The organism is Sphingobacterium sp. UBA1897 (assembly GCF_002337775.1).
Lineage (GTDB): Bacteria > Bacteroidota > Bacteroidia > Sphingobacteriales > Sphingobacteriaceae > Sphingobacterium > Sphingobacterium siyangense.
In genome coordinates this window covers 57,504-80,194 of record NZ_DDGR01000005.1, presented here as the reverse complement: position 1 = coordinate 80,194, position 22,691 = coordinate 57,504, and the positions used below count along the sequence as shown (strand labels likewise).

18 protein-coding genes are annotated in these 22,691 nt (G+C 36.9%); 9 read left to right on the top strand and 9 right to left on the bottom strand.

Going from position 1 to position 22,691, the window contains the following annotated elements:
- The first annotated feature begins 31 nt into the window (after nucleotides 1-31).
- Entirely contained in the window at nucleotides 32-2,602 is a 2,571-nt protein-coding gene (locus B4N43_RS04230) for a flippase-like domain-containing protein (protein ID WP_286732975.1), read from the top strand.
- A 44-nt stretch (nucleotides 2,603-2,646) separates the two neighbouring features.
- Here the strand turns inward: B4N43_RS04230 and B4N43_RS04225 are convergent, their stop codons facing one another.
- Entirely contained in the window at nucleotides 2,647-3,138 is a 492-nt protein-coding gene (locus tag B4N43_RS04225; protein ID WP_205400428.1) for a SixA phosphatase family protein, read from the bottom strand.
- A gap of 360 nt (nucleotides 3,139-3,498) precedes the next feature.
- On the opposite strand from B4N43_RS04225, the gene B4N43_RS04220 reads away from it, so the two are divergent.
- Genes B4N43_RS04220 through B4N43_RS04205 form a run of 4 tightly spaced genes read left to right on the top strand, consistent with a single transcriptional unit; the run spans nucleotide 3,499 to nucleotide 8,272 of the window.
- Nucleotides 3,499-4,728: a hypothetical protein gene (locus B4N43_RS04220; protein ID WP_286732973.1), complete on the top strand. Its 1,230-nt coding sequence runs from the start codon at nucleotides 3,499-3,501 to the stop codon at nucleotides 4,726-4,728.
- A 52-nt stretch (nucleotides 4,729-4,780) separates the two neighbouring features.
- Complete coding sequence (locus tag B4N43_RS04215; protein WP_286732972.1) at nucleotides 4,781-5,839, top strand: glycosyltransferase family 2 protein; 1,059 nt, start codon at nucleotides 4,781-4,783, stop codon at nucleotides 5,837-5,839.
- A 20-nt stretch (nucleotides 5,840-5,859) separates the two neighbouring features.
- Nucleotides 5,860-7,092 (top strand): glycosyltransferase, encoded by a 1,233-nt coding sequence (locus tag B4N43_RS04210; protein ID WP_286732970.1) that lies wholly within the window; start codon nucleotides 5,860-5,862, stop codon nucleotides 7,090-7,092.
- On the top strand, nucleotides 7,085-8,272 hold the full coding sequence (locus B4N43_RS04205) for a glycosyltransferase (RefSeq protein WP_286732968.1): 1,188 nt from the start codon (nucleotides 7,085-7,087) through the stop codon (nucleotides 8,270-8,272). Before B4N43_RS04210 ends, B4N43_RS04205 begins: the two co-directional genes overlap by 8 nt.
- 67 nt (nucleotides 8,273-8,339) lie before the next feature.
- Here B4N43_RS04205 and B4N43_RS04200 read toward each other — a convergent pair whose 3' ends face one another.
- Both B4N43_RS04200 and B4N43_RS04195 read right to left on the bottom strand, forming a co-directional pair.
- A complete protein-coding gene (locus tag B4N43_RS04200) occupies nucleotides 8,340-9,635 on the bottom strand; it encodes a glycosyltransferase (protein ID WP_286732966.1) in 1,296 nt (431 codons plus the stop codon).
- Between the two features lie 52 nt (nucleotides 9,636-9,687).
- Nucleotides 9,688-10,692, bottom strand: coding sequence for a hypothetical protein (locus B4N43_RS04195; RefSeq protein ID WP_286732965.1), 1,005 nt, complete (start codon nucleotides 10,690-10,692; stop codon nucleotides 9,688-9,690).
- Nucleotides 10,693-10,830: 138 nt separating this feature from the next.
- On the opposite strand from B4N43_RS04195, the gene B4N43_RS04190 reads away from it, so the two are divergent.
- The 4 genes from B4N43_RS04190 to B4N43_RS04175 are packed head-to-tail and all read left to right on the top strand — an operon-like array spanning nucleotide 10,831 to nucleotide 14,604.
- The gene (locus B4N43_RS04190; RefSeq protein WP_286732963.1) at nucleotides 10,831-11,832 is read left to right on the top strand and encodes a hypothetical protein; all 1,002 of its coding nucleotides are present in this window, start codon (nucleotides 10,831-10,833) and stop codon (nucleotides 11,830-11,832) included.
- Between the two features lie 36 nt (nucleotides 11,833-11,868).
- Nucleotides 11,869-12,942, top strand: coding sequence for a glycosyltransferase family 4 protein (locus B4N43_RS04185; RefSeq protein WP_286732962.1), 1,074 nt, complete (start codon nucleotides 11,869-11,871; stop codon nucleotides 12,940-12,942).
- A gap of 5 nt (nucleotides 12,943-12,947) precedes the next feature.
- The gene (locus tag B4N43_RS04180; RefSeq protein ID WP_286732960.1) at nucleotides 12,948-13,613 is read left to right on the top strand and encodes a glycosyltransferase family 32 protein; all 666 of its coding nucleotides are present in this window, start codon (nucleotides 12,948-12,950) and stop codon (nucleotides 13,611-13,613) included.
- 31 nt (nucleotides 13,614-13,644) lie between these two features.
- Complete coding sequence (locus tag B4N43_RS04175) at nucleotides 13,645-14,604, top strand: glycosyl transferase family 90 (protein ID WP_286732959.1); 960 nt, start codon at nucleotides 13,645-13,647, stop codon at nucleotides 14,602-14,604.
- Here B4N43_RS04175 and B4N43_RS04170 read toward each other — a convergent pair.
- From B4N43_RS04170 to B4N43_RS04145, 6 genes are all read right to left on the bottom strand, one after another.
- Nucleotides 14,599-15,708 (bottom strand): glycosyltransferase family 4 protein, encoded by a 1,110-nt coding sequence (locus B4N43_RS04170; RefSeq protein ID WP_286732958.1) that lies wholly within the window; start codon nucleotides 15,706-15,708, stop codon nucleotides 14,599-14,601. The genes B4N43_RS04175 and B4N43_RS04170 overlap by 6 nt on opposite strands.
- A complete protein-coding gene (locus B4N43_RS04165; RefSeq protein WP_286732957.1) occupies nucleotides 15,705-16,730 on the bottom strand; it encodes a glycosyltransferase family 9 protein in 1,026 nt (341 codons plus the stop codon). Before B4N43_RS04165 ends, B4N43_RS04170 begins: the two co-directional genes overlap by 4 nt.
- Nucleotides 16,731-16,733: 3 nt before the next feature.
- The gene (locus B4N43_RS04160) at nucleotides 16,734-17,339 is read right to left on the bottom strand and encodes a DUF4254 domain-containing protein (RefSeq protein WP_286732955.1); all 606 of its coding nucleotides are present in this window, start codon (nucleotides 17,337-17,339) and stop codon (nucleotides 16,734-16,736) included.
- A gap of 207 nt (nucleotides 17,340-17,546) precedes the next feature.
- The gene (locus tag B4N43_RS04155; protein ID WP_286732952.1) at nucleotides 17,547-19,025 is read right to left on the bottom strand and encodes an NADH-quinone oxidoreductase subunit N; all 1,479 of its coding nucleotides are present in this window, start codon (nucleotides 19,023-19,025) and stop codon (nucleotides 17,547-17,549) included.
- A 5-nt stretch (nucleotides 19,026-19,030) separates the two neighbouring features.
- Nucleotides 19,031-20,632 (bottom strand): complex I subunit 4 family protein, encoded by a 1,602-nt coding sequence (locus B4N43_RS04150; RefSeq protein WP_286732951.1) that lies wholly within the window; start codon nucleotides 20,630-20,632, stop codon nucleotides 19,031-19,033.
- 3 nt (nucleotides 20,633-20,635) lie between these two features.
- Entirely contained in the window at nucleotides 20,636-22,690 is a 2,055-nt protein-coding gene (locus B4N43_RS04145; protein ID WP_286732948.1) for an NADH-quinone oxidoreductase subunit L, read from the bottom strand.
- Nucleotide 22,691: the final 1 nt, after the last annotated feature.

The following is a 22,691-nucleotide window of genomic DNA, read 5'->3' as shown; positions in this document are numbered from 1 at the left end:
GGGTTTGTCAATTTGAGAGGTAATTATGCTGATGAAAAACAAAATGTTGATCTGGAAATCCTTATTGGGCCTATTGGTCATTTTGGGTGCCGTATATTTTTTTGCAAATCAGAGACAGGAGCTGGCATCGTCGGTAGGGCTTATCCAGTCAAGTTCGTTGTTTTGGGTGGCAATCGGGATCGTGGTTTCTTTGGCATACATCGCCATGCAAGGTTTGGTCTATGTCTATAGTTTTAGGTCTTTGCAACAAAAGTTATCACTGGGTGGAGCTACCCGTTTATTTCTAAAGAGAAACTTTATCAGTGTCTTTCTTCCGGTAGGTGGATTTACCTCACTGGCTTTCTTTAAGAAAGAAGTTAATCAAGAGGGAATTGATGATGCAAACGCCAATCTTTCTTCTGTTATCTACGCAGTCATTAGCCTAGTGTCCTTATTTATACTCTGTCTTTTTGTTTTTCTGTTTGTAGGAATCGCAGGTCTTGATGTGCAGATTATCGGGATTATGCTTGTTTTTAGTGTGCTATTGCTGGGGTTTGGCTGGTACTGCAGATCATTTTACCGTGGGGGAGTAACATACAATTTTACAGTACGGCATTTCCCCTCAGTTGCAGGTATCTGGGATGAACTCCATAAAAAGGGTGTGGATTTTTGGGCTGTATTGCAAAGTCTCATTTGGGCGACAGTCATTGAGCTAGTAGGGATTTTACATATCTATATTGCTATGCTTGCTTTAGGCTTTGAAACATCTTTATTGGCCTGTACAGTAACCTATGCTGTCGGAACGTTGGTCTATTGTTTTTCACCATTGATGAAGGGGGTGGGACTGATCGAAGTATCTATGATTGTCATTCTGTGTAAGTTTGGCTACAGCGAAGAACAGGCTATTTCTATATCCCTTTTATATCGTTTATTTGAGTTTTGGGGGCCATTGGCATTGGGTGGAATTAGTTTCTTCGTGAATAAAAACAACATCTTTGTTCGGATACTTCCATCTGTTTTTATTTTCGTGATGGGGCTTATTAATATCATCTCTGTCTTGACGCCGGCGATTCATAGCCGTGTCACGGCATTAAAGCAATTTATATCTTATGATGCTTTAAACTTCTCAAATGCAGCGGTACTTTTCTTCGGTATATTATTGGTGATGTGTTCGGGTTTTCTGTTGAAGGGGCTACGTATGGCTTGGTATGTTGCGGTTGTGCTATGTTCGCTTTCCATTGTTGCTAATCTTTCCAAAGGGCTGGATTTTGAAGAAGCCTGGTTCGCCTTTTTGGTGCTGTTGATGCTTCTTTATTCATCAAAACACTATTTTGTACAAAGTAATAGAAGATTCAGCTCCTTAAATCTCAGCTTGGTTTTGTGGCTTATTGGGGTCGTGCTGCTGTATGGAATTACTGGGTTTTATTTTCTGAATGCGAAGCATTTTAACATGGATTTTACCATTTTAAATGCGGTAAGCAGTACGCTGCACGGTTTTGTGCTACTTAATGGTGATGTTGCGGAACCTCAGACAACGATAGGACAGTATTTTTTGTATTCCATTAATTTTTTTAGTGTGATCAGTCTGTCTGCATTGTTCTACTGGATGGTCAATCCGTGTCAGTTAGCGGAAGAAGAGGTTGATGGGCAGATTGAAATTGCACAGCGCCTCTTGGAGCGTTATGGTAAATCACCTGTTGATTATTTTAAGACGTATGGGGATAAAGATCTTTTCTTTAACACGGAGCGGACGGGCTTTATTGCGTATAAAAAATGTTATGGTTTTGCTATGGTGCTCGAAGGACCCGTTTGTGAGGATACTGAAGATGCGATGAAAGAACTGATTAATGCATTTGAACGTTATTGTTGCAAATCGAGTTTAAAAACAGCCTATTACCGCGTTGATGGTAGACATCTAGGGGTTTTCAAGCAGTTGGGCAAAAAATCTTTTCTGATCGGAGAAGAGGCTATTGTCAATGTCGATAATTTTTCGCTGGAAGGAAAGAAACGTAAATCACTTCGAAATGCGGTGAATAGCATTGAAAAAAAAGGTTTTGTTTCGAATTTATATCGCGCACCGTTATCCAATGGTTTGCTTCAGAAATTGCAGGTTGTGTCTGATCATTGGTTGAGAGACATGAAGCGTTCAGAACGTGTTTTTTCTCAAGGTATGTTCGACGTTGGTAAGATTAAAAATAGCCATGTAATTACTTTGGAGGATAACGAAGGGCGCATTTTGGCCTTTTTGAATATCATTCCCAATTATGCTCCAGACGAGGCGACGTATGATCTTATCCGGAAATTGCAAGATGCACCAGGGGGAAATATGGATGTATTGATTATCCGTTTTTTAGCGTATTGCAAAGAGGAAGGTTATTCTTTTTTAAATATGGGACTGGCTCCTTTTTCGGGATTTGACAAGAAGAAAGGGCTTGTTGAACGTTTGATCAGTTTTCTATATGAAAATAATCCTTACTTCCGTCAACCAAAGGGCCTGAAAGAATTTAAGGAAAAATTTGATCCCTGCTGGGTCGAGAAATTTGTGGTGTATTCACATGATTTGGATTTGATTTCAGTGCCTTTGGTGATTGATAAGGCAATGAAATCAAATGCGGGTAAGTGATAAGCTGATCTTATCTGAAGATAAGTTTGTTCTTTGATCGGATTTTAATCAATTATTTGCACAAGATCAGCGCAATTGCCGCTGAGCATATGAAAGGTAAAACCTGCATCGAGCTTGATCTCTGCGCAGGATGAGGTGCGTAAATAGGCCGCTTTTCGGGTCAGGTATTCCACTAGATCAGTCAACGTGGGGTTATGTCCAAAGAGCAGTACATGATTGATATGATCGGGGATCGCATTTATGATGGAAAGCAAATGCTTGTATGTACATTCATAAATTGTTTCTTCAATTTGGATATCAAAAGAAGAAGAGCCCATGACATCTAGAAAAATACGTGTTGTTTGCATTGCGCGATTGGCTGGTGAACTAATCACGATACTGTTTTCATCTAAGGTCAATTTTGCCGATAGCTTAGCCGCTACTTGTTTTGCGTGTTGTATGCCGTCGGATGTGAGTGCGCGATCAAAATCGTTTATGCCCGGAATAGTTTCGGCTTTGGCATGTCGGATGATATAAAGTTTTTTACTGTTGTCCATGATTAAAATTTTTGATTCTTATACAATATAAATAATAACGCTTGTTGTTCCGGTTCATTGTGTTTGGGCAATGAGCAGGCTTGCGTATGAATACAAATAATAATACAGGAAGTTTTGAAAAGTATATACTCTATGAATAGTTTTTTTACCTCAAGTGATACGTTTAATATCGTATCAAAGCTAAAGCGTTGTGTTTTTTAAATGCTTATAATGGCAAAATGAAAGTCTTGATAACGATTTTTTTGGTGATTTCTGGTCTTTGTTGTTTTATACATCTATTTGCCGTCAGTTTATTTTATTTATGGAAAAACATCGTTAGCCAAGTCGCGTTTTTTTGTTTCTACCGTTTGATTTTTACTTATGATTCGTAATTTTTTGATACTTCTTTATGGAAGTATTTTCCTAGTGGCTTGCAGTCGTCCAGAGGATTTTTTTGCGGGGGATGTTGAAGCTCCTATTTGGACTGTTGATCCCATTGATTCAGTTACTTTTGATAATAATGAAGGTTTGGTCAATATACATACTGTTGCTGACGCTAATTTTAAGGGGCTAAAAAATGCCAACGATTTTATAGATATCTCGGGCGCAAATGCCAGTTATTGTCATCCAGATGTTCTTTATTTTCCAAATAAACTGAATGGGTATAAGTATTGGATGGTTTTCACCCCTTATTTTGGTGCAGTGGGGACCAATCAAAATTCAAAGAAATTTGAAAATCCAAGTGTTGTTGTATCAAATGATGGTCTTGATTGGGTAAATCCTCCGGGATTGAGCAATCCCATTATCAATGCGCCCTTCCCGACAGAAAGTTTCGGTGAAAACAAGGTTGATCCGATTCAGGGATTTTGGTCAGATGTCGATTGGATATACTTAAATAATCAGTTTTATCTTTACTATAGAGGCAGTTTTATCACTGCTCAGTCTTTGAAAGGCAAATGTGTGTTAAGTAATACCAATTTTGATCGACTGAAACAAAACGCTCATCGCACTATTGTACAACAAACATCTACAGATGGTATAAAGTGGTCGAATCTGAACGTCGCCTTTACCAGTAATCCTCCGTTTACTCCCAAAGATGATCATCTATTGTCTCCCTCTTTTATTCATGACGGAAGTGAGTTTTTGAGTTATGAAATTGAGCTGAATTTTAATTCGAAAAATTTTAAAGGGAAGGATCCTTCTTATGTGGTTCGCAGAACATCTGCCGATGGGATTAATTTTACAGGGTTTCGCGACAGCAAAATAGTTAATTTCTTTAATAAACCCTGGCTGAAGGAAGGTAGTGGTAATTCGCCATGGCATATTCAGGCAACATATGCTGACGGTTATTATTTTCTATGTATTGCTGTTGGTGAAGTGAAAAGATACACGGCAGAGCTATTGTATGTGGCTTATTCGAAAGATGGATTAAATTTCAAAGTATTACCGAAGCCTCTGTTGAAAAATAATGCCTATCGAAGTTCGATCTTTCCAATGGGGAGTACTGAGTCTCTCCTCAAGATGGGAGCTATGATCGGGAATAAATCAGGGGAATTCCGATACCGGGAATTTACGTTAAACAAAGATAGGATCGAAAAATCTTTAAATTGATTTCGGTATTTGATATATAATTCGTCTTGCTATTTTTGTATATTGAATGTCAATGATGGAAAAAAATGGTAGTACGAAGGGGACTTTTCCCGTCGCTGTGTCGGTAATCATACCGGTATACAATGTTGAAAAATATTTAGATGAGACAATCCAAAGTGTACTTGACCAGGAATTACAAGATTTTGAAATTATTCTTGTCAATGATGGTAGTCTGGATTCTTCTGCTGCAATATGCCAAAAATATGCATCCTTAGATTCGAGAATTTACTTTTTTGATCAGGACAATGCGGGTGTTTCCGTTGCGAGAAACAATGGTTTGAGTCGTGCGCGAGGAGAGTATGTCTATTTTCTAGATTCTGATGATACGATTGATTCCGAATTCTTGACTGGAACTTATACATTAGCAAAACAAGATGATCTTGATCTAGTCGTTTTAGGAGAGATATATTGTTACAGAGCAAAACGATTGACTGCTGTACCTACTTGTGGATTGTTTATAAAAAAGTCATTATTGGACAGCTATCATGATATTCGCTTTCCCGTGGGAATCCAACCTTGTGAAGACGGTTTGTTTTCACATTGCCTTTTTTTAATGACTGATAAAATAGGATTCAATCCGGATGCAAAATATTTTTATAGACAACACGAGAATCAAAATCATGTACGCATCAATAAAGAAACCGCTCGCATCTTAAAACAGATACCTAATTGGTTGGAACTTTTAAAAATATTCTACGATCAACATGATATTTTTACCTCGAGAGCACTCAAACTAGCTTTGTTTATTGAACATGAACCGTTTGAGTTGCGTTACATAAAAATGCCTTTTGATGAGAATGAAAAAGAAGTACTTTTCAGATTATTGCAAAATTTTATGCGACAATATGTCGAGCCATATTTATCCAAAACTGATATAGAAGTATTATCGGTTCCATTTAGGTCTTTCATGACAGCGGAAAATCATGTGAATTTTGATAATTTTTATAAAAGCTATCGAACGAATAGAGCCCAGCAGTTTAAACATGCATTGTTTTGGGTTAAGTTTATTCCAATTTCTAAATTAAGGAGGAAACTTCGCAATAATATCAGAAATAAATATATTGATATATGAAGATTCTATTAATACAACATTTGTATTTTTTAAATGGAATAGGAGGAACAGAAAAAATCTGCTCGATATTGGCTAATATTTTATCCGCCAATGGTTATGAAGTCGAAATAGCCACTAATGAAAATGTAGTTGGTAAGCCAGTGTTTACTTTGGATAAAAGCGTACGTGTTACAAACATATATGATGTAAATCTGGAACAAAAAGAGGAGATCCCCTTATATAATTATAAAGGCAGAAATCCTTTTCTTTGGATAAAATATAAGATAGAAAAGAAGTATGCTAAATGGTATAATCGCCGTTTAATAAAGCGTATGGAAGGGGAAGATAAACTATTTCAGTATAATTTGAGAAACCGGGCGATTGCTTGGAAAAGTTACATTGATCTAGTTAAGCCAAATTTGATTATTACAATGTCTATTGGTTCATTGTTGGAAATTACCTATGGAAACACGCTGACAATACCAATTTTAGATTCGGTGAACGGTCGGCCAGATTATGATTATTCCAATATTCTGGGCGGAAGGAAATCGTATATGGTTGATTTATTGACGTCAAGTTTTAGTAAGCTTGATGGCATCCAAATTCTTTTTGATAGTTATAGAAAATTTTTGCCCGATAATTTTGCCGGCGAATGCCGTGTTATTACGAATCCTATCGACGAGGTAAGCGAAACCGATTTGGTTCGACATAGTAATGAAAAATCGAGATTTAAGATAATTCATATTGGACGATTGGATACTGCGTGTAAACAGCAACATATAGCTATAGATATTTTCTCTAATTTGGCAGAAAAATACCCGGCATGGGATTTGGAATTTTGGGGTATAGGTGATGACTTTGAGCGATTGAAATTACAGATTCTTGAACTGGGCCTATCCAAAAGAATTTTCCTTCGCGGATTTACTGACGATCCCATCGCAAAGATGAAGGCTGCAGATATCTTTATTTTTCCGAGCAGATATGAAGGATTTGGGCTTGCTTTGGCCGAAGCTATGTCTGTTGGTTTACCTAGTATAGGTTTTGCTACATGTTCTGGAGTGAACGAATTAATAAAGCATGGTGAGAATGGGTTTTTGGCGAACGATCGAGAAGGTATGGAGCTTCATCTTGAGCAATTAATAAATAATCCACTTCTTCGTGAACAAATGGGGATAAAAGGGGAAATTTTTATAAAAGATTTTAATCTTGATAAAATGACGAGGGGATGGTTGGAGTTGGTTAATGCTGTAATAAATAAATATGACAATGTCTAAAAGGAAACGAGTACTATATTTTATGCCGGTTAATCCGATGAATGATCGCGCAGGAAATATTACGAGATGTATACAATTGCTAGAATATTTTGAACGTAATAGCCCTTATGTAGAAACAGCTTTTGTTTCATTTGATCATTGGGCGCAGGCGGACAAAATGTCTTTTGAGCAGAAATTTCCGAATATTCGTTTAATACTTATACAACATAGGGAAAATAAGGGGAATTATCTAAAATATTTCTTTCGGGATAAGCTTTCGAGATTATTCTTAAAAAAAGGTTTAGATCAGGTAACGCCTTTCCATTTGAAACAAATAAGAAAGCAGTTTAGCGGCAATTTTGATGTTACATTGATAAGTTACGTTGAATGGGGGAGATTTGTTGAAGCAGTTCCATCTAAACGTACCATAATAGATACACATGATTTAATTACATCTCAATATTTAACGCGGAGTGGAGATAGAAAATCGATAGGGCAGGTTTTCCAAGAAGAACTTGAGATTCTTAATTGTGCTGACGAGGTATGGACTTATTCAATTGAAGAACAATATATCTTTGAGCAGTTTCTCACAAATAAAGTGAGATTGCTTCCAGTTTCATCAAGTATTCGCAAAAAAGAGAAAGTAGAAAATAGGATAGATCATGAAATTCTATATGTTGCTAGTGATAATGGCCATAACCAAAGAAGTATTGAGTGGTTTATTCAAGAAGTTCTACCTTTGGTTAATGAACATTTTTCATTGACAGTTGTGGGTAAGATTTGTGATAAAATCGAGGATAACAGTCGAATCGAGAAATTAGGTGTGGTAGATGATTTATCCGATATATATAATACTAGCAAGATTACTATTTGTCCAATGTTATCTGGGACAGGAATTAAAATAAAAGTGTTGGAATCGCTTGGTTACGGTCTACCCGTTGTGACGAATAGGCGAGGTGTTGATGGCCTAGTCAACAAAGTTTCAAATGGTTGTTTAATTGCGGATAACCCTAATCAATTTGCTTTTTATATCAATAAGTTATTGAGTGATTCTCAGTTTTATAATCAATTGCAAACCCAAGGGGTGCAGTTTTATGAAAGCTATTATGCCCCAAATAATGAAATCAGGATACTCGATGAGAGCTTTTTAGGAAAAGGGAATATGGATATAGAAGATCCTAATTTGAGAGATATCACGTAGAATTTAATATTTTATTGTTAAATATTTGTTTCCTAAAATACTGAACCGCTTTATGAAACAGATATTTTTATTCCTCCCAGATATAGGTCTTGTTTTTACCGAAGACTTTATTTGTAAAGTTTTTAAGCCTTAACTTCCATTTAACAACCTTTGTTCTTTTTAAGGCATCTAATTTACTTGTAAGAATCGTGTTTTCTTGCTGAAGGTTAAAAACCGTTTGGTTTATATCCATCTTAATTTTGGGAACACAAAATTGATAAATATAATCTAATCTGTTTTTGATAGCTAGTCCTATATTTTCTGGATCTAATTGGTTTTTTACTTCATTTTTGGCTTTTTCTCCTATGCAAGTCCTAAAATCTTTTTCATTAAACAACTTTAACATCAGTTTACTTGCATATTCAACATCAGGATCTGCCCAATGTGTTTCGGCATTTTCAGTATAGACATAATTATTTTTAGTTGATATTAGTTGATAGGGGACAAGACAACTATTTTCAAAATTCATAAAATCTAAATTACCCGAATAGGCGGTCGCAATAACAGGCTTACCTAGAGACATTGCTTCAGCTAAAGTCAAACCAAAACCTTCGGATCGATGTAAAGAAACGAAAACATCACAATTATTAATCAACGCGTCCAAGCTTTCTCTTGGTAGAATTTCTTCGATTAAGATGATGGCCGGATTTGTTCTTATCCGATTCTTTAATTTTTCTCTCATTTCCTTGAACTTATCTCCAACAGATGTTTTTATGATTAAAATAGCTTGTGTATTGTTTTCACCAAAGGCTTTTTCAAAAGCTGTAATAGCGGCATAAGGATTTTTGCGTTCCAATACACTGTGATAATCAAACATCGAAAGAAATATGAATTTTTCTTTCGGGAGATTAAGTTCTTCGCGAGAAAGTTGTGTAGTCGGGATTTTAATGGAGTGCATAAACCGAAGTACTGGCTTGTTTGAAACTTGCGCGATGGCGTTTTGACAGAAATTACTTGGTACCCAGATTTCATCTAAGATTTCAATATAATCCTGAAAGTCTGTCGGGAAATAATCTAACTCCCATGCCCAAAAACCAATGTTATATTTCCCCTTCAAATAGGATTTATTATTTGATGAAATTACTTTTGAAAAATTGTCAAAATTTATCTGTATTAGATTGACTGAATAGGGATTTTCATCGATAATTTCAATGGCATTATCACGTTCTTCTTTGATATCAGAAGATATTTCAAATTTTACATCATTGATAACATAAGGGATATTTGCACTTTTGATAGAACGGATATTGCTTCGGACAGCCTCTCCTAGCCCAAATTGTTTGTGAATATAACCAAGAATGTTAATTCCTTTTAAATTTGACATGTGTGAAACTTTTAATTTTAATGACTGTATAAATAATTCGGGATTCTTCTTATTATAAACTGCTATAGTGCTTGATCCAATTTTCTAATGCGTATTTTTCTTTAATACGTGAATCTATTTGATGATATGCTGAGTTACAAAATGCATCAATTTCATCCGCACATTGATTTTCCCAGATAAGAATATTTCTGGGATCGTAAAAATCATATTTAGCAATTTCCTTATTTGTTGTAATAAGTTTCTTTTCGTAACCTAAAGCCTCAAAAATTCTAAAAGACAAGCCGTTATGGATGGGATTATGTATATCTATTAATACAGTGGATTGAAGCGTCATTTTTAAGCTGTCGGAGTAACTTATTGGCTTTTTTATAATCGAAATACCGTTATCCTTTAAAGTATTGCGGTATTCTTTTTCGTTACAATATAAGATAAATTGGTTGTTGAATTTAATTTTATCCAGTATTTGCTTCAAAGCTAATGTTTCTTTTATTCTATTTTTTTGAAAAGTTGCAAGGAGAAATGCCTTATTTTCGATTGTAGGTTTTTGATCGCTAATAATTTTTTCGAGATAGAAATTGGTACATATAGATATGTTTTTTGACGTATTATCGTCTTCAAATGCAAGAAAACGATCAAAAAGAGGGATATATTTAATAATATCAGGATAGCGTTGTATTCCGTCCCATTGGTATGCGATTGTATAATTTGATTTAGTTGACAATTGACTGATAAACTCAAGTGGAAATAAATCTGGCCTTATAATGAAGCTAAAGTCTACATTTTCTATTTTATTTAGCATATCGCATAAATTTTGACGAATGTAACGTTGTTTTAACTTCGCTTTATATGACTTGTCTGAAAAAACAATTTTCCGGTATACGTTATAAATCCTGTGAAATAGACTGGGATATTGAAATGCTGTATTTAATTCCGAAAAATCGATTATCTCATACCCTAAAAGTGATAGTTCAGATCTAATTGCATCAGAAAAACCGTAATTACTTGGGCTACCAAAAATCATTTTTTTTTTACGATGTAAATACATATTGTTTTCCATAACGAGTTATGTTACAAAAATGATACATTTTTTTTATTTTCGTAGAAAATAAGTAAAAAGAATAGATTTAGATCGGAACTTTATTGTATCATATCAAATCGTCATTACGTTATCATTGTAAATTAATAGAGAAGTATTTTGATTAGAGACAAGAAAAGAGTTATTGTTGGTATGCCTACTAGTTTTGGGTTTTACAAAATCATTAACAGCCGATTAGAACAGCTTGGATTTGAAGTGATTGATGTAAGTTTTCAAGACCATGAATTCAAATATAAAAATCTGGCTGATAGATTATATAATTTATTTCGAAAAGTATTTTTAGGAGATCGAACTTACAAAGCTAAGCTGAAATTTCTTGCTGCAGGAAATGGAATTTTGACGAGTTTACAAAATTTAAAAGGAAAGGCGGATTACGGACTTATTATACGTTCGGATATCTATCCAATGTTTGTAATGGATCTAATCCGAGCGAAAACAGAAGTACTTTTGGGATATCAGTGGGATGGATTGAACAGGTATCCTACTATTAAAGATAAATTGAAGTATTTTGATCGGTTCTACTTTTTTGATCAGGGGGATATCGTGACAGCTAAAGAAGGTAATAATAAAGTAATACCTATAACCAATTTCTTTTTTTCACATTTACAGAACTTAGAGACAGCGATCCAAAAAAATACATTCTTATTTTTGGGAAGTTATATCAGTAGCCGAATGCGAAACATCGTTAATACGGAAAAATTAATAAATGATTCAGGAGGTTTTACAAGGTTTATGGTTTATAGTGATGATAGTAAGCTCGTTAAAGAGGACTTCCCAAATATTCAGTTTATTCAGGAGCAAATTGAATATATTGATTATATTAAGCTGGTATTAACAAGTGAATATTTGGTAGATCTTTTAGTAGATTCTCATGAAGGTCTATCTTTTAGAGTTTTTGAGTCCATAGGATATAAAAAAAAGCTATTGACAAATAATAAAACGATTCGTCAATATGATTTTTATCATCCCAACAATGTTTTTATTCTTGGGGATGAGCAAAGGCTACTTGAAGAATTTTTGATATTGCCATATGTAGAGATTCGCAAAGATATTATTGAGAAATATGACTTTGATAATTGGATACTTCGTATTTTTACCTGATGAAAATAATATCTTGTTTGGATATGATAAACTAAAATGAAGGATACAATTATATTTGATGCAGAACGAATGAAATATCCCCATACTGGGTTATATCATTTTTGTAAACAACTTGGTATGGCTCTGCTCAAAAACAATAGTTTTAAACATAATATGGATTTGCAGTTTTATCTTTCAGATGTTACGAGTAAAATCTTTGGAGACCATGTGCATTATATCCAGCAAAAATCCATACATAAATTTCTACGCCCCTCTCTGCACAACAATGAACTTTGGCATTCAACATATCAATTGAGTTCTTACTTTCCGCGAAATTCTAAAACTAAGATACTAGCAACGATCCATGATCTCAATTTTTTGAAAGAAGGAAAATCTCTTGAAAAGGAAAAAAAGTATTTAAAAAAGCTACAGGGTAATCTAGATCGTGCTGATAGTGTTGTTGCTATATCTAATTATGTGAAACAGGATCTGTTAAATTATTGTAATTTAAATGGTAAGGAAATCCAAGTAATTTATAATGGGAGCAATTTGGCTCCAAATTTCCATTCTAATATGGAAGTAGAAGGGAGTGCCAACGGCGATAAGCCATTTATCTTTACAATTGGTACAGTAAATAGCAAGAAGAACTTTCATACACTTCCATATTTACTTGTCGGTAATAATTTAGAGCTTATTATTAGCGGTATTATCAATCAAGATGGATATGATAAGTATATCATGGAAATTGCCTCTAAACTAGGTGTCACTGAAAGAATTCGTATTACAGGACCAATTTCTGAGCATGAAAAATATAGTTATTTAAGGGACTGTGCGATATTTGCATTCCCTTCTATTGCTGAAGGGTTTGGATTGCCTGTTATTGAAGCGATGTCTTTAGGTAAAAAAGTATTATTGTCTACCTATACTTGTCTGCCTGAAATTGGAGGTCCTGAAGCTTTCTTTTTAGAATCTACTAATCCAGATTATTTGATTGAATTTGGAAAGTTGAATCTTATGGAAATTATCAATGGGGAAGACCGTACTGCTGAGATCACATCATGGGCATCACAATTTTCATGGGATAAAGCAGCTCGTGAATATTGGACGCTTTATAAAGAACTGTTGAAATAATAAAAATGGCAATTCCAAAAGTTATCTATCAGACTTTTAAGACCAATAAGATACCCTTGTTGACAAAGTTTTATATTTGGCGATTTCTAAAACGAAATAAAGGCTATACTAGACAGTTTTTTGATGATGCGCAAATCGATACGCTCATTAGAGAAAATTTTGATCAACGTACTTACGAGGCCTTCGCGCGGTTGCAGATCGGTGCCGCTAAAGCCGATTTTTTTAGGTATGCGGTTTTATATGTTTATGGCGGTATCTATTTGGATTTAGATAGCGATATTATTGGCGTTTTGGACGAAGTGATTAAACCTGAGGATACGGCGGTTATTACGTATGAGAAAAATAGAAGCCTCTATGCACAATGGGCATTGATCTACGATAAAGGACACCCATTCCTGAAAAAGACGATTGAATTGATCGTGCGAAATATCGAGGAAAATAGATATCCACATGATGTACATCAAATGACTGGGCCAACGGTATATACGGAAGCAATAAATCGGGTTTTAGAAGAAGATCCTCAGGTTGCCTATCGTCGTATTACCGACGATTATCAAGGACTTTTGAAGTTCAAGTATAAACTAAGTAAGATTCTGATTTACGGCGATCGCTCACTACATTGGAAAAAAATGCAGCTTCGTGTACCTGTGGTCAAACCTAAGGACGATTAGATAGCGACAGCTCTTATTTCTTATATATGCTATGAGTTTGAATTTCAAGAAGATCTTTTTAAAAAATAAGAATGTTAAATTCTTTTATTATTTAAGTGTATTCGGACGACAGCTGAGACCAAAGTTTCTGCTACGGAAAAAGGCCTCGGTGTTGCTGAACAGAGATTTGACCCAGCAGCCTGAATGGGTTCAGTTTCGGATAAACTATTATAATAAACTAGCTCCGCAACGGTCGTTGTCAAACGATGCGATTCAGATCAAAGATTATAAGATGCCCAGGAAGATACGGGTTTACTATTTCGACAGTAAACAATACCTGGATTATTTTGATCAACAATTAAAATTTCAAATCTTTCCAGGTGATATTATTGCTATTCCAGATAAACCTGCCCTAGTGAAAAGTAGACCAATCGCTGGTGATAATTCCAACTCGGTATTGTTGAACTTGGATAAGAGCAGGCACTTTAATTTTATTACTGATCATATTGCATTTAGGAGGAAAAAAAATAGATTAGTTGGAAGGAGCGGATTTGCACAGGTGCACCGGAAGCTTTTCTTTCAGCAATACCATAATCATCCCTTATGTGATTTAAAAAGAGCGTTTAAGTCTTCTGATCACGATTACCTTTCTATCACTGGACATTTAGCTTATAAATTTATTCTTGCCCTGGAAGGAAATGACGTAGCTACCAACTTAAAATGGATCATGTCTTCAAATTCCATCGCTGTCATGCCGATGCCAACGTATGAAACCTGGTTTATGGAAGGAACCTTATTACCGGACTATCATTTTATCTGTATTAAAAACGATTATTCGGACCTGGAAGAAAAATTACAGTTTTATATAGATCATCCCGACGAGGCTGAAACAATTGTTAAACAGGCCAATGCCTATGTGAAATTATTTATGGATCGGGCACAAGAAGAGTTCGTTTCTCTTCATGTATTGAAGAAGTATTTTGTTTCAACGGGTCAGTCGGTCGATTTATAAACTGGCATAAATAGAAGCCATCTGTTTGGCAACACGTTCATCATTAAACTTTTGAACAAATTCTAGTCCTTTTTCTATCATTTCATTTCGCTTGGAGGAATCACTAAGCAAGGATATTATAGCATGCTTTATCTCTGCAATATTTGTAGGGTCAATATAGCAAGATGCCGGTCCCCCAGCTTCTGGGAAGACGCCCATTTTACTGGTGATCACAGGTGTACCAGAGTAAAGCGCCTCTATAATAGGAATGCCAAAGCCTTCATAAATTGAGGGATAAATGAAAATCGTTGCCGATGCATAAAGAACGGCCAATTCTTCCATTGCTAATCCTTGGAAAAAGAATATCCTGTTTTCCATGTGGTTTTGTTGCATATAGGCCATGATGTCCTGATAGTAACGTGTTGGTTTACCTACAATAACAAGGGGGATATCAAGGTCTTTTATGGCCTTCACTACTGGTAAAATATTTTTACGCGGTTCAATGGTTCCAACATTCAATAAGAAATCCTGTGGTAATTTTAACTTCTCTCGAAGATTTGCTTTCTGCTCTTCAGTTTTGATAGTTTTAAATGCTTCATGGCAGCCTTGGTAAACAACATCGATTTTTTCTTCGGGTATATGAAAGAGGTCGACAATATCGTTTTTAGTACATTCGCTTATGGCAACGATACGATCAGATGCCTCGCAGGCATGCTTGAATTTCTTCTTATAAATCCAACGATCAATTGGATGATAAAGTTCAGGATGTCTCAAAAAAATTAAATCATGAATGGTAACGATAGATTTAATATGTGCCTTTGCTAAACCTAATGGAATTTCACCAGACAGTCCATGGTAAATATCAACTTTATCTTTTTTCAAATCCCGAACAATACGTTGATTACGCCAGAGATTAGGCCAAGTAGTGTTGATAAAACCCTGTGGCAACCGTATATTTTTTTGAGATGCTGGTTGATTGATATATTGATCACCAATTTTTGGTGTATATTTTAGATACTCATTTTCGGGAGCATACTTTTCGAGCATACGAATTAAGTCCCGACTATAATTCCCTAGACCGGTCTTGTTTAAAAAATAGCGTTTTGCATCGAACCCAATCCTCATCTTATTCCGTTTATTTTTTCGATCACCATTTCCGGTGTAATTAAATCAATTGCTTCTATTCCATCACAATCACAGGGCTTGTTGCCATAGACTGAACTTGGTCTATTGGGGTGCTCAACTTGGATGCAGTCTGTTAGCTGCTGCCCATAACCTGTGAATCCAGCATAAGGATGCGTTGCTCCCCACAAAGAAAGACACCTTACGCCCATTAACGATGCCATATGAAGTCCGGAAGAGTCCATACTGATCATGAGATCTAGGTTCGAAATCAAATCCAGTTCCTCCCGTAGCGAGAATTTGCCTATGGTATTATAGGTGTTGGGAAATCGCTCGGTCCAGTTTTGGGCAATTTGGAACTCTTGTTTGCCTCCGCCGAACAACAAAACATCATAACCATTGTGCGTGAGTTCGTCTATCACATTTTCCATTTTGGTTTGAGGAAAAATCTTATAACGATGTTGTGCAAATGGAGCAATGCCAATTTTCTTTCGATCAAAACTTGCAAACATACTAAATGCAGCTTTGGGTACATCCTGCAAATTAGAAGCCAATTTATTACTGAGCTCAAATTTGAAGCCTAATGCACGAAATACGTCTGCATAGCGCTCCACCGTTAGCTTTAAAGGAACTTTAATTTTGTTATTTTCTCGTGTTAAAGCTTTTTTTTCTTCCCGCCCTTTGTCAAGCTGCTTTACTTTTACGCCCGATAAGGAAAATAATAGATCAATTACACGCGAACGCAAATTGAAATGTAAGTCGGCTATAGCATCTGCGCCGTACTGTGCTAGCTCTTTCTTTAGCCTGACCAAACCAAAAAAACCTTTATGAATTGTTTTGGGCTCAATGGCGTGAAACCGTATGTTTTTTATTCCATCAAAAAATGGGGCAAAGAATTGCTTGCTGACCATAATAATTTCTATATCAGGGTACTGAATGCAGAATTCTTTCAACACGGAGGCAACCATGGCAACATCGCCCATAGCTGAAAATCGGGTTACTATGATCCGTTGCGGTAAGGACATGTTTTATTTTCCTGAAGAATATAGGACAGGGTTCAATGAAGGGTCGTTATACATTTTCATCTGTTTATAAACCTTCATGTATTTATCGCCAGATGCGATTGCGGTCATCAATTCATCAATACTTTTGGACAAATCTTTCCTTTGTTCCAATAAAACGTTCAGTTTTTCTTGGCAGGAAATGATATGTGCTTCGGAAGCATCTGTGCGCAATGTTTCCTGTTCCATGTGGTAGATTTTTAACGCCAGAATGGAAAGCCTATCAATAGCCCATGCCGGACTTTCAGTATTGATTGTTGCTGTAGGACTCGCCTGTATATCTTGAAATTTTTGTAGAAAATAACTATCAATATACTCTACGGTATCTGTGCGGTACTGATTGGATTCATCAATACGTCTTTTCCAGTATAAGCCTTCTTGGGGTTCAATCGAGGGATTACGTACCACATCTTCCATATGCCATTGCACGGTGTCAATCCAGCATTTTAAATAGAGGAGATGTTCCAGAGATTGTTTGTCATACGGATTTTGGATTGGATGATCAATCTGATCGTAGACGTGGTAATCCTGGATAGCACGCTGAAAAATTGGATTTGCTATTGCACTAATCATGGTACAAACTTAGATAAATTGCTTTTTATATGCAATTTAATTGCGCTTTACATAAAAAACAATTTATTGGTCTCTCCTCAACCGTAGATAATACTTTTATTGAGGAAATATAAAATATATTATGGAGTTATTCTTACTATTCAACGCAGACATTAAGGGAATGAATTAGACGATAGACTTATTAAAATGAAAGAAGTTTCCTGTTTTCTAGAATGCCGAAAGTAATAAATCAGGAAAGATACCTAAGATCAATACGGCTACGGTACATAAGATTCCAATACACAAGAGTACCATATTGAACTTAACTCCTGGAGATCCCGTATTTTCTCTTAAAAATGCATTCAGTGGTATTTTAAAATAATAAAATAGGGAAATGACAGATGTCAATGCACCAACTAGGAGCAATGCCAATAAACCAAAGGATTGGAAGTTTTGGTATTGTTCGAACACTTTGGAAAAGACCAAAAGTTTTCCAACAAAACCTGCAGTAGGGGGTAGCCCCACCAAAGCGATTAAAACAATTGAAAAGGAGGTGAACAGCAGTGGGTACTGCTTTCCTAAGCCGCGATACGATTCAATTGAAGTATTTTCTAAACTAGCTTCCAAAGCATCAATAAAGATGAATACCGCAATATTCATCAAAGCGTATATGGATAGATAAAATAACAGCACATTTGATTCATTATTTTGATAAACCAATACAGCCATAAGAAGTATCCCCGTATGACCAATAGAAGAATAGGCCATCATCCTTTTGGCATCGTGTTGGCGTAAAGCGGCTAAATTACCAATCAGCATAGTTGCAATGGCGATCGCAATAATCACATAAGTCAAGAAATCACTAAAATAAAAGGACACGTTAAGCCAGGCTGAAAGTATCTTGGATAATAGCACAACAACAGCAATTTTGGGTACTGTAGCGAGATAGGTTGTAATAACTGTTGGGGCACCCTGGTAAACATCCGGACTCCAGACATGAAAAGGGAAAAAACTCAGTTTGAAACCAATACCTGTCAGCAAAAATAGTAAAGCAATGCTGATCATGATCTGGGGTGCTTCCATCAAGCCGGCAATGTGACTTGGGGCGTCAAAATTCAGGTTTCCCGTGAAACCGTATAATAAAGACAAACCATAGAGCATAACCGCAGCACAGATGGATCCGAACAGTACATATTTTAAAGCAGCTTCCGATTGAACTTTTGTTGAAGAGAAATAGCCAACCATAATATAGGAGCTGATCGAAACTGTCTCCACTGCAATAAAGATCATCAACCAGTTACTCGACATAGTCAGCAGGTTCAAGCCAAGGGTTGCGGTCAGTAGTACGGCGTATAGGTCACCTAAAGGGCGGTCTTGATGGCGTTGTTGAATGAATATACAAATGAGAATTGTTGACAACAGGATAATCAAACGTGCGGCTACAGCAAATGCATCAATATGGATCATATCAAAAAAGCCTGTTGCATCTACCTTACTAAGTCCTTGGCCCACAAGATAACAGCCACTGAGCAATAGCCCAATGAGGGTGATGACAAAAGAGGTATGCTTCCAGTGTTTGTCAATAAAAAGACTAGCTAGAATAGTACCAATAAAAGTGACGATCAATGTCAGTTCAGGCTTAAAATAAGGAACGCTTACGATAATCTGATCGATGAAAGAACTGATATATGGACTGAATGCGAGCATGCGAATTAAATAAATTGTTGGATAAAACTCACGAGATTCAGAACACTAGCGTTTAGATAGTTAAATACTAATGCCGGCATAACTCCAAGTAACAAGGCGAGCGCTAGGGTAGGAAATAAGATGATCTGTTCACGTGAATTTAGGTCTGTAAGTGCATTACTCCAAGATTCACCACCTTTTAATCGAATTTGTCCAAAGAACATACGTTGCAGTGTCCAAAGTAGATAGGCTGCACTTAATAGGATACCTATGGATCCCGCAAGTGCCATCCAGCGCGGTAACCCGGTTCCTATACTCGCTGCATTGAAGGAACCGATAATGACAAAGGCTTCGCCAATAAAGGCTGAAAAGCCGGGCAGGCCCAGGGATGCAAAAAATGCGACAGCGACATAACCTGTGTATTTAGGCATAATTTGAGCTAAGCCACGGAAACTATAGATATTTCTGTCATGTACTCGGTCATAGACCACGCCAACAAGGAAAAAGAGTGCCGCTGATAAGAATCCATGGGAAATCATCTGAAACATGGCGCCAGAAATACCTTCGGCAGTCAGCGATGCAATACCAAGTAGTACAAAACCCATATGAGAGACCGATGAATAAGCAATCATTCGTTTCAGGTCTTTTTGTGATAAGGCATTCAAGGCACCATAAATAATGGATACAACGCCGATTAATCCAAGCCACCAATTGGATAAGGCTGCCATATCGGGAAAGATGCTATAACAGATACGGATGATACCGTAACCACCAATTTTCAGGAGGATACCGGCAAGAATAATAGATACGGGTGTCGGCGCTTCAACGTGCGCATCCGGTAGCCAAGTATGTAGGGGAACAATGGGTACTTTAATGGCAAAGGCAAAGAAAAGCACAATGAAACCGATCAGTCGAGCCGAAACACCCAAAATTTCCTGGTAACCCTCCCAGCCGAAAATAGAACCCTCAAGATAATTCTGTGGATTCATCATATAGATCATGTTGAAAGTATGTGCTCCAGTCAAAGGGTTGATTACTGAAAAATACAATCCTACGATAATCAACAACATAAATACAGACCCGAATAGGGTATATAGAAAGAATTTTATGGCTGCGTATTCGCGTCTTGCACCACCCCAGATACCGATCAAGAAGTAGAGTGGCAGTAACATGACTTCATAAAACAAATAAAATAGGAAGAAATCCAATGCACAGAAAATCCCCATAACGGCCATATTAAGTACCATGAGCAAGGCAAAGTATCCCTTCGGACTTTTCTGGATATTCCAAGAGGCGCCTATAGCCATCAGCATAACAAAAGCACTCAGCAATAACAAGGGCATGGAGATCCCATCAATACCAATAAGATAATCGATCTCTAATTTACCTATTGATCCTAAATCTAATCGGATCCAGGAAAGTTGCTCAACAAATTGATAGCCCGCCAGATCTTGGACTCCTGTTTTGCTTGCATCAAATTGTGCATAACATATTCCGGCCAGTACAAATTGAATTGCTGTGAATGCTAAAGCAATATATTTGTAACTCGATTTATATCGTGTTGGTAGGGCGAGAATGAGCGCCGTAGCCAATAGCGGTAAAAATATCAATAAGGATAAAATAGGCATTTCCTAAAAAAATATAAGATAAATTAAACCAAGTAAAACTAATAAAAAGACGGAATACAATGTTGTCTGTAGCTTTCCATTTTGGACCAGGCGAACCTGATTGCCTGTCCAATAGGCTACAGTAGCAACCGTATTAACAAAACCATCTACAATATATTTGTCTATCCAAACACTTAGCTGAGAAAGGGATAAGACGATAAACTGAATCAAAGAAACGAAAGCGTCAACGATATGACGGTCAAACCAATAGCAGAATTGTGCTAATTTTAATGTGCCATTAACAAAGACTGCTTGGTAAAACTCATTGATATACCCTTGGTTGAAAGCGGCTTTTAATGCCTGGCTATCGGGGTTCAAAGGGTATTTATTCTGTACATACCATTTCCAGCCAATGATCCAGCCAATAGCAGAACCAAGAAGCAGTATTGCAGGGATAATAAGGTGCGCACTATGGCTTGGTGCAAAAGTATATTCATCCAATAATAGGCCGTCCATCAACCAGGAATCGTGATACGAAAACGGATTGAAAGAAAACAATGGAAATAAGCAGAACAGTCCCAAAACAAACATGGGGATCAACATGGTCTTTGGCGCTTCATGCAGCGGATGATCATGTAGTTTGCCCTGAAGTTGTTTCAACAGTCTGAACTCCCCAAAAAAGGCTTTGAATAGCAAACGACCGATGTAGAAAGCCGTTAAAATACTCACCAGAATCAAACTTATGGGGATGATAAGGTATAAGTTACCTTTTGAAATAGCCCATTCAAAGGAAGAGATAACGATACTATCTTTGGATAGATAACCTGAAGTCAAAGGGAATCCTGCAAGTGCTAGCGAAGCTATGCTCATCAGCACGAAGGTCTTTGGCATATATTGACGTAGCCCGCCCATATTCCGTAAATCCTGTGGGTCAAAGTCCAGGTGGCTATGTTCTTTAAGATGGGCCATTTCATGAATGACAGCTCCGGCAGAAAGAAACAACAGACACTTAAAGAAGGCATGGGTCGTTAGGTGAAATAGTGCAGCATCCCATGTTCCAATGCCAATGCCAACCATCATAAAACCTAACTGCGATATGGTCGAAAAGGCAAGAATACGTTTGATGTCGTATTGGCCAAGCGCGAAGTATGCGGCCAAAGCAGCGGTTATTGTACCAATGATGGCAATAAATAATAAGGCAGATTCATTAAATAATGGAAATACAGTAGCCAGCAGGAATACACCAGCAGCAACCATTGTCGCGGCGTGAATCAGCGAGGATACGGATGTAGGGCCTTCCATGGCATCAGGAAGCCATACATGTAATGGAAATTGTGCGGATTTAGCCATAGCTGCCAAGAAGAAGGCTAATCCAGCAATGGTAAGCCAAATCTGAGGTAAGCTATTGACTGGAGATATCCATAATCCTTGGGCGATTGTGGATTGATAAATTAAGCCATTGTCCCCAAATAGATCGATTAAATTGAGGGTTTTGAACTGTGTAAATAGGATCGCAAGACCAATTAGAAAACCGAGGTCGCCGATGCGATTGACCAAAAATGCCTTTTTATTGGCTTGTACAGCTGTCTCACGTGTGAACCAGAAGCCGATGAGGAGATACGATGCAAAACCGACCAATTCCCAAAAAACATACATCAACAGGAGGCTATCCATAATGACCAATCCCAACATCGCAAAACAGAATAAGCTGAGATACATCCAATAGCGGTGAATACCTGTATCGCCATGCATATAGGCTCTGGAGTATATATGTACGGGTAAGGCAACAGTTGGTACCAAAAAAAGCATCAAAGTGCTCAAATTGTTCAGCAGGATACCAACTTTAAATGATGTTTCACCGATGGTGAACCAATTTACCTGAATTGATACCGCCGGATTATTCCATATGGAGAACCAGGTTAAGCCGCCAGCGATAAAGCTGAGGATGATGGCCGTGAGAGAAACAAGGCCGGACTGGTCGCGTTTACCTACTAGTGCTTGATATACGAACGCCGCTAATGGTGCTACCAAAGTAAGCAGCGCGGTCAGAAGGGGCGATATGTGAACAAATTGATCCAAT